Source organism: Anaerococcoides asporogena, from assembly GCF_029590275.1.
Lineage (GTDB): Bacteria > Bacillota > Clostridia > Clostridiales > Clostridiaceae > JG1575.
Map to the genome: position 1 here is coordinate 3,310,350 of NZ_CP120965.1, position 12,366 is coordinate 3,322,715.

9 protein-coding genes and 1 other annotated feature are annotated in these 12,366 nt (G+C 54.1%); of the genes, 2 read left to right on the forward strand and 7 right to left on the reverse strand.

Annotated features, from left to right (window positions below; translation table 11 throughout):
• Positions 1 to 76 precede the first annotated feature (76 nt).
• Positions 77 to 1,072 (reverse strand): LacI family DNA-binding transcriptional regulator, encoded by a 996-nt coding sequence (locus P6M73_RS15130; RefSeq protein WP_277853850.1) that lies wholly within the window; start codon positions 1,070 to 1,072, stop codon positions 77 to 79.
• A 414-nt stretch (positions 1,073 to 1,486) separates the two neighbouring features.
• On the opposite strand from P6M73_RS15130, the gene mscL reads away from it, so the two are divergent.
• On the forward strand, positions 1,487 to 1,858 hold the full coding sequence (gene mscL, locus P6M73_RS15135) for a large conductance mechanosensitive channel protein MscL (RefSeq protein WP_277853851.1): 372 nt from the start codon (positions 1,487 to 1,489) through the stop codon (positions 1,856 to 1,858).
• 71 nt (positions 1,859 to 1,929) lie between these two features.
• Here the strand turns inward: mscL and P6M73_RS15140 are convergent, their stop codons facing one another.
• From P6M73_RS15140 to P6M73_RS15150, 3 genes are all read right to left on the reverse strand, one after another.
• Positions 1,930 to 3,018: an AbrB family transcriptional regulator gene (locus P6M73_RS15140; protein WP_277853852.1), complete on the reverse strand. Its 1,089-nt coding sequence runs from the start codon at positions 3,016 to 3,018 to the stop codon at positions 1,930 to 1,932.
• Positions 3,015 to 3,881: a fumarylacetoacetate hydrolase family protein gene (locus P6M73_RS15145; protein WP_277853853.1), complete on the reverse strand. Its 867-nt coding sequence runs from the start codon at positions 3,879 to 3,881 to the stop codon at positions 3,015 to 3,017. The genes P6M73_RS15140 and P6M73_RS15145 overlap by 4 nt, the downstream gene beginning before the upstream one ends.
• A 233-nt stretch (positions 3,882 to 4,114) precedes the next feature.
• Positions 4,115 to 6,121: a flavocytochrome c gene (locus P6M73_RS15150; RefSeq protein ID WP_277853854.1), complete on the reverse strand. Its 2,007-nt coding sequence runs from the start codon at positions 6,119 to 6,121 to the stop codon at positions 4,115 to 4,117.
• A gap of 111 nt (positions 6,122 to 6,232) precedes the next feature.
• Here P6M73_RS15150 and P6M73_RS15155 point away from each other — a divergent pair, with 111 nt between their 5' ends.
• On the forward strand, positions 6,233 to 7,225 hold the full coding sequence (locus tag P6M73_RS15155) for an IS5 family transposase (protein WP_277853844.1): 993 nt from the start codon (positions 6,233 to 6,235) through the stop codon (positions 7,223 to 7,225).
• Between the two features lie 779 nt (positions 7,226 to 8,004).
• Here the strand turns inward: P6M73_RS15155 and ileS are convergent.
• The 3 genes from ileS to P6M73_RS15170 form a co-directional block, all read right to left on the reverse strand.
• On the reverse strand, positions 8,005 to 11,121 hold the full coding sequence (gene ileS / locus P6M73_RS15160; RefSeq protein WP_277853855.1) for an isoleucine--tRNA ligase: 3,117 nt from the start codon (positions 11,119 to 11,121) through the stop codon (positions 8,005 to 8,007).
• Positions 11,122 to 11,202: 81 nt separating this feature from the next.
• Positions 11,203 to 11,408, reverse strand: a binding site (T-box leader).
• Positions 11,409 to 11,513: 105 nt separating this feature from the next.
• On the reverse strand, positions 11,514 to 11,900 hold the full coding sequence (locus P6M73_RS15165; RefSeq protein WP_277853856.1) for a VOC family protein: 387 nt from the start codon (positions 11,898 to 11,900) through the stop codon (positions 11,514 to 11,516).
• Between the two features lie 142 nt (positions 11,901 to 12,042).
• On the reverse strand, positions 12,043 to 12,270 hold the full coding sequence (locus P6M73_RS15170; RefSeq protein ID WP_277853857.1) for a (2Fe-2S)-binding protein: 228 nt from the start codon (positions 12,268 to 12,270) through the stop codon (positions 12,043 to 12,045).
• Positions 12,271 to 12,366: the final 96 nt, after the last annotated feature.

Here is a 12,366-nt window from a genome sequence, read left to right on the forward strand (position 1 = left end):
AGGTTACCTCCCAATGGAACGACCAGCATTTCTGCTGGTCTTCCGCTCTCTATTGAATACAAAGTCATATTGTCTGTTACTTGACGCTGTCCCGCTCGATGATCTGGAAGGGCAGCACGAGATGGTCCTGTTCGCTGGGCTCGTTTCTCAGGATCTTGACCAGGATGCGCATGGATACCGATCCCATGTCATACAGTGGCTGAGCCACGGTGGTGATTTTGGGATAAAAGATCGACGCTTCATAGATGTCGTTGAAGCCCATGACGCTGACCTGCTCGGGAACGCTGATACCCTTGTCGCGCAGGCCGTTGATGACGCCCATGGCGATTTCATCGGAGCCGCAGAATACGGCATCGACTTCGGTCTTTTCCAGGATGCTGTTGATCCCCTTGTAGCCGGTCTGAGCCTTGAGGTCGCCATAGTAGGTCAGGTCTTCCTCCAGCGGCAGATTGGCTTCGTTCAGGGCGTCGGCATAACCGTAATAGCGTCTGGCCCAGGCATTCTTGCGGTCTTTCTTAATGCCGATGTAGGCAATTTTCTTGTGACCTCTGTCGATCAGAAGCTGAACGGCTTCCTTGGCTGCCTGCCGGTTGTCGATGGTGACAGACGGGAGGATTTTTTCATCCTCGGTGGTTTCCACCAGAACCGTCTTCATGTTGAGGTCCTGGATGTACTGCAGGATTTCCGGGTCAAGGGATGAGCTCATATAGAGCAGGCCGTCGACCATTTTTTCTTTCATTACCTTGATGTATTTCTTTTCCTTGTCGATATCAAAATCCGAGTTGCACAGGATGATGCTGTAGTCATACATATTGGCGACATCTTCCGCGCCCCGCACGATTTCGGGGTAAACCTGAGAGGAAATATCCGGGACCAGAATCCCGATAGAGCGTGACCGCTGCGTCTTGAGACTCTGCGCCACGATGTTCGGGCTGTAACCCAGTTTCTTGATGGCGTCATTCACTTTTTTCTTCGTCTCTTCATTGACGACGTCGACTTTGTTGATGACTCTGGAAACAGTCGCAATGGAAACACCGGCTTCCCGCGCAACATCTTTGATTGAAGCAGCCATTTTTTACACCTCTTTTAACGAATTTTTACGGTCGCCCCCCATCTTGGAATGGGTGGACCACCGGCACTTGCTGACTCATGGATCGAATGGTTGGATTCTGTGACGATGGCAAGAGATCAAAGGAAGCGGTGCCGCCTGTCTCAAATTTGCCAAACTGTCAAACATTATCTATTTTATTATAGGTTGACATTCATTTCTTCACAATAGAAAAGCATATTATTTATCAGTTGTTTGGAGAATGTTCACCAGTTTCGCTTCATTGGAATCCGACATTGCCCGTCCCGGCTGGGTTCAGAGTGCCATTTGACAGCTGTTTACCTGCCGATGTGCTATAATTTAGGTGTGTTTGAATGCTTTTATTATTGCTTCCATTCCAATGTCAGACACAGAAAAATTGTTCTAAGGAGTGGTATCATGAAAAACTTCATCAAGGAATTCAAAGAATTCGCACTCAAGGGAAACGTCTTTGACATGGCCGTTGGCATCATTCTCGGCGGTGCCATCTCGGCACTGGTGAAAGCAGTCGTGGACTTCCTGATTTCCCCCATCATCGGCATGGTATTCGGCAAGCCGGATTTCTCTGCCATCACGCTGGGTCCCATCCAGATCGGCTCCTTCATCAACGCGCTGATTGCCTTCCTGATCCTGGCATTCGTTCTCTTCCTGATGATCCGGGCAATCAACCGGTTCTTCAGAAAGCCGGCACCTGAAGCAGCACCTCCGGCTCCTTCCAATGAAGAAGTCCTGCTGACTGAAATCAGAGACCTGCTCCGGGAAAGAAAATAAATCACCAACCCGAAAAACCAATGCCGCGGAACGTCTGCGGCATTGGTTTTTTGCTGTTCGCTTCTTTTGATTCAGACAAACCAGGTCAGGAGCTGGCGGATCAGCACCGGATACAGCGCCACCACAAACAGATAGCGGAAGAGCTGCAGGATGGCCACCTTGCTCTGATCGCCGCCCAGATCACGGGCAATCAGGGCCATGTCAGACACTCCGCCGGGGACACTGGCCAGCAGCGAAGTCATCAGGTCCAGGTCTGACAGCCGGTTCAGGAGAAGGCCCACAGTCAGGTTGATGACAATAATTCCAACGATGAGAACCAGGGCCGGTACCATGACCCCTTTCAGCAGGGCCAGGTCCGAGGCGTCCATGGAGGCACCGATGAGGATACCCGCCAGCATCTGGGTGAACCGGCGCAGCGCAGCGGGCAGGTAGCCCCGTCCGGTGAGGACGTTAAGCAGCGCAACGCAGACCATGGACAGCGTCAGGGCCCCCGCCGGGATGCCCAGGTATTTGCCCAGACTGCCGGACAGACCGGCAATCAGCAGGGTGATCGCCAGATTTTTCCGTTTTTGCCGGGACAGATACCACTGATTCCGGATGACGGCGCGCTCACTGACGGAAATGACCAGCGGCTCCTCCACCGGAGCAGCCGCGGTCTGTCCCGGCGTCTGAATCCGTTCGCTCACTTTCTTCATCAGCAGCGGAAAGAAGGCCAGGACAGTGACCAGCCGAAGCAGCTGCAAGACGGCTACACTGGAAGAATTCGCGCCCACATCCGCACTGATCAGAGAGATATCCATGAGGCCGCCCGGCGCGCAGGCCATCAAAGCCGTGGCCAGGTCCAGACTGGTCAGGCGGTACAGCAAAAATCCCATGGCGATGTCCAGGCTGATCATCAGACTGATCATTAACAGGGCAGGCAGAAGGATCCGGCGCAGCGCCAGGACATCCTTGTACTGGATGGAGGAGCCGATGTAGGCTCCGGCCACCAGCTGGGTCAGAACCCGGACATCTGCCGGCATCTCAGCCCGACCCGTCAGGATGGAAAATACCGCGACGAACAGCATGGCGCCGACCATGGCGCCGGCAGGCACTTTCCAATTCAGGAAAAGCAGGCCCCCGACCAGTCCCAGGAGGAAGGTCAGGAGCAGATCCGTCACGCCTCAATGATCGGATTGGTTAAGCGGCCGATCCCTTCCACTTCAAGCTGCACCACATCTCCGGCCGTCAGATAGCGGGGCGGCTGAAATCCGGCTCCCACGCCGGCCGGCGTGCCGGTAAAGATCAGATCCCCGGGCACCAGCGTAATGCCCTGCGAGATTTCATAAATAATATCCTCGATGGACTTGATCATCAGCTCAGTCGTTGAGGACTGCCTGATTTCCCCGTTCACTCTGCCCTCCAGCTCAAAGTCCCGGTGTTCTTCCGACTCATTGAGCAGAATGCACGGTCCCATAGCCGTGTAGCCATCCAGGCCCTTGCCTAAAAACCACTGCTTGTGATTGCGCTGCAGCCGCCGGGAAGAAAAATCATTGCCGATGCTGTAGCCAAAGACATGGGACAGAGCCGTTTCCCGCGGGATCGCCCGGCCGCCCTTGCCAATCACGACGACCAGTTCCGTCTCATAATCCATTTCCGGATCCACCTTCGAGTGGATCGCCACGGGCTCTCCGTCCCCGCGGATCCAGTCACAGCGCTTGCCGAAATAAGTGGTATGGATGTCCTCCTTGTTCTCATGGACGCCCATGGACTGGGATTCGTTGACATGGGCCTGATAATTGAGCCCTACGCAGATGACGTCCTTCACCGGATGCACGATGGGTGCCCGGGTTTCAATCTCAGACGGGTCAACCGGTTCGCCCAGACGCGTCTGAAGAAACGGAACCCGCTCCGCCGGCGTCTGATCCGCCATGGCCTCAATCAGCCGGTTCATGTCCTCAAACCCCTCGATCAGACGAAGGTCGGCGTCGATTTCTGCCCCAATGGCGTCCTTCCCCCGGCAGCGAAAACTTCTTAACTTCATGATTCCTCCTTCGGTCCGGTTTGCCCGGCCCATTCGCCCCCGACCGGTCCGCAAACGCACTGACAGGCCAAGGAATAAGTTCCTTTTCATTTTACCGCAAAAACCCGTCCTCGGGCGATATTCCGCTCCATGATTTGACCCGGCATAAAGCAAACTGACAGATAAGGCAGACAGATAAGGCCGCCGGTCAGAAACCGGCGGCCTTATCAATTGATTGGTGTACGAATGTTTCCCTACTGTTTGGGAACGAATGCGGGCACGGTGCCTTTGACGGCAACCTCGCCGGCAATCCAGCCATGAACCGCCGCGTCCGGAATGGCATTGGAGCCCAGACGGTTGGTGCCATGGACGCCGCCGGTTACTTCTCCGGCTGCGTAGAGACCCGGAATGACTTTATTCCAGATATCCAGCACTTCGGTTTTCTCCGTGATGGCCAGGCCGCCCATGGTATGGTGAACGGAAGGCCACTGGGGGATGGCATAGTATGGACCGGATTCGATCTTGAGCATGACGCCCTTGTCGATGACCTTGCCAAAGTCAGGATCCTTGCCCTGATCTACATAGCCGTTGTGAACCTTCAGCGTTTCTTTCAGGGTTTCGGCTGTCATGGCAATGGTCTGATCCTTGTACTGGTGAGCGTTGATCTGTGCGACCAGATCTTCCAGGGTGTCCGCCTTGAAAATCCGTTCTGCCTTGATTCCGGCTTCGAGCTGTGCCGGAGCGATAAACCCTCCCTTGTCGACGATCTCCTGTCCGAAGATGGAGAAGGTCGGGAAGCCTCCGCTGTTCTGTGCCGCTCTGGAGCATACATCGCGGCGTTCCCCTTCGTTGACGTAGCGCTTTCCGTTCACATCCACATAGACAATACCTGAAGACGGACCGGAGAATGGGATGACGGCGGTGGCGTCAAGCACTCCATTGTTTGGATTGGCAAACGGATAGAGCTGGATGTAAGACATCTGGATGGTATTGGCGCCGATTTCCTGCGCCATGGTAAGACCCTCGCCGGTGGCTCCGACATGATTGGTCGTCGGCAGGTCCGCCGTCAGCGCCGGAACTTGCTTCTGACGCATCTCGACATTTCCGGAGAATCCTCCGGTCGTCAGGATCACGCCTTTCTCCGCCTTGATATTCCGGGTCTTGCCATCCTTGTCCTTGACCCGGATGCCGATGACTCGCTGATCTCCGGTGGTTTCACGGTAGATCTGGGTCATGGCGGTTTCAAGGTAAACCTTGCAGTCGGTCTTGGCCAGAAGTTCCTTCTGGACTTTCACGATGTCTGCGCCCACGCCGTTTTCCGTTGTGTAGGTACGATAGCCGTAATGGCCGCCCGGGCGGGTAATGGAATCCCGGACCTTCAGGCCGTTGTCGAGCATCAGGTTGAGGAACTCCGGTGAACCATACACCAGGTTTTTAACGAGCTTGAGATCGCCCATAAAGTCCCCGCCCTTGATGGTGTCTTCAATATGCTTTTCTGCCGTATCCGGCGTCAGATTCAGCTTCTTGTACAGATCATCCGCGATTTTGGAGGTGTAGGAAGCATACACGCCGCCGTTGATCTGTGAGTTTCCGCCCAGCATCGGCATCTTTTCAACTAAAGTGACTTTCGCGCCGTCCGTGGCTGCGGTATAGGCTGCCGACAGTCCGGCAAAGCCGCCGCCGATAACGATGACATCAAAGGTTTCATCCCAGGTGGCGGGCAGTTCCTTCGATCCCAGCGCGGGACGGGCATCGGCCTGAGTCTCTCCGTTAGATGGAGCGACTTCAAACTCGGCAATTTTTCCGCCGGCCTGCTCAATGGCACTGCGAACAGCGGTAAGAATTCCCGTGCTGGTATAGGTAGCGCCGGAAACCATGTCAACTTTCACGCTCTGTGCCTCCACGATGGCCTTGGGCAGATCGCGCAGCGCGGCTTCAGCCACCGTCGGGGTTTCGGTATTTTCCACAATTTCTACGGATTCGATCGCTTTCTCAGTCAGTACGACTTTGACCTTCATGGGATTCAATCCCTTGCTCTCGACGATGTATTCGCCGGGCTTCATCGGACTGATGACCCGCACCGCCTGCGTCGCAGCCTGAGTCGCAGCCTGAGTCGCGGCCTGGGTCGCAGCCTGGGTAGTTCCCGAAGTCGCGTTGCCGGACTGAGCTGTGGTCGTGCCGGTTGGCGCAGTGGAACAGGCAGTGAGGCTGAAGATGATCGCAGCCATTAGGGAGGCCAGTGATTTTTTTCTGAATAACAATGATCTCACTCCTTCTTCTTAGGGAAACGCTGATTAATTCTGTTTTCTGTAACTCTGAGGAACGCTCTCACGATATAATTTAAGTATTACGTTACCAGCGAGGTTTTTCTTATGAAGCAGCAGACTTTCAGTGATTTTGAATACGCACATCGTCGCAAGACTACAAAGAGAGAAGAGTTTCTTGATTCTATGGAAACTATCATTCCCTGGAAAGATTGGATCGAGATGATTCGCCCCTACTATCCTCAGGGAAAACGCGGCAGAAAGCCCATCGAAATTGAAACAATGCTTCGGATGTACCTGATGCAAAATTGGTTTAACCTCTCCGATGTTGCAATGGAAGAAGCCATCTATGACAGTTATGCCATGCGCAAATTCATGCGGCTGGACTTCATCTCGCAGCAAGTGCCTGACGCAACCACGCTTCTTCACTTTCGCCATTTAATGGAAAGCCATCTCTTGGGGGAGAAGATCTTTCATGATGTCACCAGACGCTTGGAATCTGCCGGACTAATGATGCATGGCGGCACCATCGTGGATGCCACCATTATTGCAGCCCCCAGTTCCACCAAGAACCAGACGGGAGAACGAGACCCTGAGATGCACCAGACAAAGAAAGGCAATCAGTGGTACTTTGGGATGAAGGTTCATACCGGAGTTTGCGCCGGCAGTGGGTATGTCCATACAGTCACAGGGACTGCGGCCAATGTCCATGACATAAACGAGACACACAAACTGATTCGTCCCGATGATGAAGTAGCTTACGGAGATTCCGGCTATAATGGAGTCGAGTCAAGAAAAGAATTCACCGAGGATCCGCACTTATCTACTATTGAATTTCGCAGCAATGTTCGCCCTTCCAAGATCAAGACCAATAAGAACTATCCCGGGATCCAGTGGGACCGGGCAATTGAACAACGCAAATCATCCGTTCGAAGCAAAGTGGAGCACCCATTTTTGATCGTCAAACGGTTCTTTGGTTATGCCAAAGTAGTTTATCGGGGGATCAGCAAAAATTTGAATAGATTCAACATCTTGTTTGCCAGCGCCAATTTGTTGAATTGTATTCGTGCAAAACGAACGAAAGAATTCTGCATGGGATAAGTGCGCCCAAAATTGGGGGTTAGCCCACAAAACGGGCTGAAATCGCACTAAAATCCAGCATTTTTGTGCACCCATGAGCAAAAAAACAACATAATGACCGAACTGGGAAACGTTAACCTCAAATAATCAGTGTTTCCTTAGGTTTGTAGAACTGGTACCGTTTACCCTTTAATCATACTCTGACTACCGTTATTGTCAACAACTTATCAATAAATTTCTGTATTGAAATATAATTATCATTCCTGTTTTTTCTTTTGGGAGATCTGATCTTTTTTCATGCCCTCCTCCCTCTGACTTCGGCCCGATGGTCGAGATCCGATCAAACGCCCTGATCATGCGTCTTGCGGGTTGGTCTGAAATGCGTGGATGGCGGCAGCTGTCTGCCGGGCCGCCGGGTGATCAGATCGATGAATACAGTTGATTATTCTGTATAGTTATTCCAGGCAAACTGATGCCCCCATTCACTGTTCGCTCCGGAGGCAGGCCTCCCTCGGAGTCAGGCGGGACAAACCCGACGTGTCGGGGCAGTGGCTGGCCCCTCGGAAAAAAAGCCCCGGAGAACCGGTGCCTGAGGCACCGGATCCTCCGGGGCTGATGAACTGGAGCGGCTTCAACAAGCGGCTCCAAGGTGTGGCTTTAAGGATTGACTTCAAAGATGGCTTTAAAGAGATACATCAGAGAGCGGCTCCCCATTGAAGTATCAAAGGACTGCTTCCGTTCTTTATCTGATCCTGGCATCCTTTGGGTATCCCAATGCTCTGACGGGAGATCAGGGCTTCTTACTCAGCCTTTGTCAGGCTCAGGGTGATGGATTCGCCGTTGATGCTGACATCCCCCGTCTGGTCACCCAGGTCGTTCTGAGTGATGGATTCAGCCAGCGTCTCACGGGACAGGACATCCCCGAACTTCGCCAGTACACCGGTGATGGGTTCACGGCTGGCTACAGTCAGGTGGATGCGGTCGGACACTTCCAGGCCGGAATCCTTTCTCAGGTTCTGGATCTTGGAGATCAGTTCACGCAGGTAGCCTTCTTCTTTCAGCTCCGGGGTGATGGTGGTATCAAGCACCACTCCGCGTTCTCCTTCTCCGGCAAAGGCAAAGCCTTCCAGTCCCTGCATGGTGACCAGGAGGTTGTCCTGGTTCAGGGCGATGTCTTCTTCCCCGATGGTGATGAAGACTTCCTTGCCGCCCAGGATGCGCTGAGCCAGATCCATCTGGTTCTGACCGGCGATGGCCTGGCGGATGGCCGGAATCAGCTTGCCGTAGGTCTTGCCCAGAACCGGGAGGTTCGGCTTGATCTCGAAGTTGACGTACTGGGACAGGTTGGCACCCAGCTTGACTTCCTTGATGTTGAGCTCATCCTTGATGATGTCGCCGTAATATTCAGGCAGTTCGCGCTCGGAGATCAGGATGGACTGCAGCGGCTGACGGTTCTTGATCACCGCCTGGTTCCGGGCATAGCGGCCCAGCTTCACGAGGCTGTAGGCAAGATCCATCTTCTGTTCCAGTTCCTCGTCCACCATCTGGTCGTTGTATTCGGGCCAGTAGGTCAGGTGGATGGATTCCGGTGCCGTCGGATCGAGACCGCGCACCAGGTTCTGGTAGAGTTCTTCCGTGATGAACGGAACGAAGGGAGCGGCTACGGTGCTCAGCGTCGTGAGGACATGGTAGAGCGTGTTGTAAGCGCTCATCTTGTCTTCGGTCAGCTCTTCCGCCCAGAAGCGGGACCGGTTGCGGCGCACATACCAGTTGGACAGCTCATCGGTGAATTCTTCGATGGCAAGTCCCGCGCTGGTGATGTCGTAGTGGTCGAGGAAGTCGCCGACGGCTTTCACCAGGGTGTTGAGCCGGGACAGAATCCAGCGGTCCATGATGTGGGTCGTGGGAACATCCTGGTGCTGAGTCGGATCGTACTGGTCGAGTTCAGCGTACAGCAGGTAGAAGGAATACACATTCCAGAGCGTTCCCAGGAACTTGCGCTGGGTCTCGCCCACCTGCTCCCGGCTGAACCGGGTGGGCAGCCAGGGGGCGGAGGAAGTGTAGAAGTGCCAGCGGGTAGCGTCGGCGCCTTCTTCCAGGATGACCGGCATCGGTTCGACGATGTTGCCTTTGTGCTTGGACATCTTGATGCCGTTCTTGTCCAGGACGTGGCCCAGGACAATGCAGTTCTCATAGGAGTTCTTGTCCCAAAGAACCGTGGAAATCGCCATCAGGGTGTAGAACCAGCCGCGGGTCTGATCCACCGCTTCGGAAATGAACTGAGCCGGGAAGGTCTGTTCGAAGTATTCCTTGTTCTCGAAGGGATAATGATGCTGGGCAAATGGCATGGCTCCCGAATCGAACCAGGCATCAATGACTTCCGGCGTCCGATGCATTTCCTTGCCGCAGTGCGGACAGCGCAGCTGGACATTGTCAATGTAGGGCCGGTGCAGTTCGATGTTCTCAGTTACATCGATTCCCTTCTCCTTCAGCTCCTCAATGGAACCGATGCAGTCCTGATGACCGCAGTCACACTGCCAGATCGGCAGCGGCGTACCCCAGTAGCGTTCCCGGGACAGGTTCCAGTCGATGACGCCTTCCACGAATTTGCCCATCCGTCCGGTGCGGATGTTGTCCGGGTACCAGTTGGTGTCGTTCGTGTTCTTGACCAGCTTGTCCCGCATGGAGGACATCCGGATGAACCAGGAGTCTCTCGGGTAGTAGAGCAGCGGGGTGTCGCAGCGCCAGCAATGCGGGTAGGAGTGCATGTATTTCTCGGAAGCGAACAGCTGTCCGTGCTCATCCAGGTACTGAATGATCTTGGGATCGGCTTTCTTGACGTCCATGCCGGCAAAGGGCGTGACTTCGTCCACGAAGCGTCCTTTCAGGTCCACCAGGTGGATCATCGGCAGGCCGTACTTCTGCCCGGTCAGGTAGTCGTCTTCACCATAGGCCGGAGCGGTATGGACAATACCGGTACCGTCGGACAGGGTGACGTAGTCTGCATGAACCACGAAGAACGCCTTTTCTTCGGGAACATGGAACGGAAGCAGCTGCTCATATTCCATGCCCTCGATTTCGGATCCCTTGAAGGTTCTCAGATGTTCGTGCTCGACCTTGCCCAGCACCTGATGAACCAGGGCGTCAGCCAGGATCAGGATGTCCTCGCCGACTTTCACCTCGGCGTAGTCGAAGCTGCGGTTGATGGTCAGTCCCACGTTCGAGGGGAGTGTCCAGGGGGTCGTCGTCCAGGCCAGGAAATAGGTGTTGTCCTTGCCCTTGACCTTGAATTTGGCGATGACGGTGCGGTCGGTGACATCCTTATAGCCCTGTCCGACTTCGTGAGAGGACAGGCCGGTGCCGCAGCGCGGGCAGTAGGGCATGACCTTGAAGCCCTTGTAGAGCAGGTCCTTCTCATACATTTTCTTCAGCGCCCACCACTCGGACTCAATGTAGTTGTTTTGGTAGGTGACATAAGGATTGTCCATGTCCACCCAAAACGCGATGGCATCGGACATTTCACGCCACATGGCGGTATAGGTAAAGACGGAATTCTTGCATTCCTTGATGAAGTTTTCCACCCCGAAGTTTTCGATCTGGTCCTTGCCCGAAATGCCCAGTTTCTTTTCCACTTCCAGTTCCACCGGGAGGCCATGGGTATCCCAGCCGGCCTTGCGCGGAACCTTGTAGCCCTTCATGTTCTTGTACCGCGGAATGATATCCTTGATGACGCGGGTCAGGACATGGCCGACGTGAGGCTTTCCGTTGGCCGTAGGCGGTCCGTCGTAGAAGGTGAAGTACTCCTTCCCTTCATTCATGCTGAGATTCTTTTCAATGATCTCATGCTCTTTCCAGTAATCCCTGATCTCTTTCTCCATTTGGGTAAAGGACCGGCTGGGGTCAATTTTCCTGTACATTAATATGATCACCATCTTTCCATTATTGTTGCTTGCCTGTATTGCTGCTTGCCTGACCTATCAAAAAAGGCCTTCGTCCCAAAAAAGGACGAAGACCGTTCGTAACCACCTGTTTGATCGGATACTGACATACCCTTCGCTGTAACGTCGCGGGCCACGGGGCGCCTTACTGGTATTCAGGCTCCTGCTCCCAGGTGATCTTCATCTGATTCGCCGCAGGAATTCACACCAGCCATTCCCTCTCTGTCGCGTTGTCTCAGACTACTCGTCCTGTTCACTGCATTTTATTCATATGTAACCATAATAGCGAAAGTTTACGTATTCGTCAATGCAAATACGGGCGGCTCCCGCGAAATCCGGTGACGGCATCACGTAGTAATCGGCTCGTTCCCCTAGTCTTCCGGTTCGCCGATGTACAGGCAGAACGGATGGCCTTCCGGATCGATCATGACGACGAGATTGTCGATAAACTGCTCCTGCGCCCGGACCGCGCCCAGGCTTTCCGCCTTTTTCACCGCCTGGTTCAGATCAGACACCTTCAGATCAAGATGTGCCCCCTGATCCGGCATGCCTTCCTGAGGCGGCCAGACCGGTCTCTGGTAGGTGGGCACCCGCTGCGCACCGATGACCGGTCCCTGGTCGGGATTGGCCAGGAACACATAGTCCTCATACACTCCGACGATGTCCCAGCCCAGAAGCTTTGAGTAAAAATCCATCAGCGCCTGGGGATCCTTGGCATCCAGCACAATGCTGGTCCATTTGATGCTCAGTTTGTCCATTTCATGCCTCCTTCAACTACTTGATTGAGTGGAAAATTGACTTCTTCACCATTTTTGTCAGTGCAGGAAAATTCTGATTTGGCTGTCGGTGGATTATCGTTCCCCCAGGTTTTGCCTTCAGACCCAGTCTTGGAACGGGGGGTTATTCCCACAGACCGTCTTCGTAATCCTCGATCAGCTGCTCGATCTTCGGGATGCAGCGGGTCCCACTGCAGGCTCCGGTGCCGGCGCCGGTGGCCTGATGGATTTCAGCAAAGGTTCTTGCGCCGTTGCGGATCAGCTGCTTGACCCGGGAACGGGGGATTTGCTTGCAGATGCAGATTTTGGTGAGCTTGTCCAGAATTTCGGGCGTCAGGCCATTGTCTTCCATAGTATTTTCCTCATTTCACGGGGTAGATTCAGGGAGAGGCGCTTTCGGGCGAAAGACCTCATTTGAATCCATTATAAACTGGAATCACCCAAAGGA

What these genes read in the sequence shown, in the direction of transcription:
- mscL (WP_277853851.1), top strand. Translation starts at nt 1,487, where the DNA reads ATGAAAAACTTCATCAAGGAATTCAAAGAATTCGCACTCAAGGGAAAC.
- P6M73_RS15130 (WP_277853850.1), bottom strand. Translation starts at nt 1,072, where the DNA reads ATGGCTGCTTCAATCAAAGATGTTGCGCGGGAAGCCGGTGTTTCCATT.
- P6M73_RS15170 (WP_277853857.1), bottom strand. Translation starts at nt 12,270, where the DNA reads ATGGAAGACAATGGCCTGACGCCCGAAATTCTGGACAAGCTCACCAAA.
- P6M73_RS15155 (WP_277853844.1), top strand. Translation starts at nt 6,233, where the DNA reads ATGAAGCAGCAGACTTTCAGTGATTTTGAATACGCACATCGTCGCAAG.
- P6M73_RS15165 (WP_277853856.1), bottom strand. Translation starts at nt 11,900, where the DNA reads ATGGACAAACTGAGCATCAAATGGACCAGCATTGTGCTGGATGCCAAG.
- ileS (WP_277853855.1), bottom strand. Translation starts at nt 11,121, where the DNA reads ATGTACAGGAAAATTGACCCCAGCCGGTCCTTTACCCAAATGGAGAAA.
- P6M73_RS15145 (WP_277853853.1), bottom strand. Translation starts at nt 3,881, where the DNA reads ATGAAGTTAAGAAGTTTTCGCTGCCGGGGGAAGGACGCCATTGGGGCA.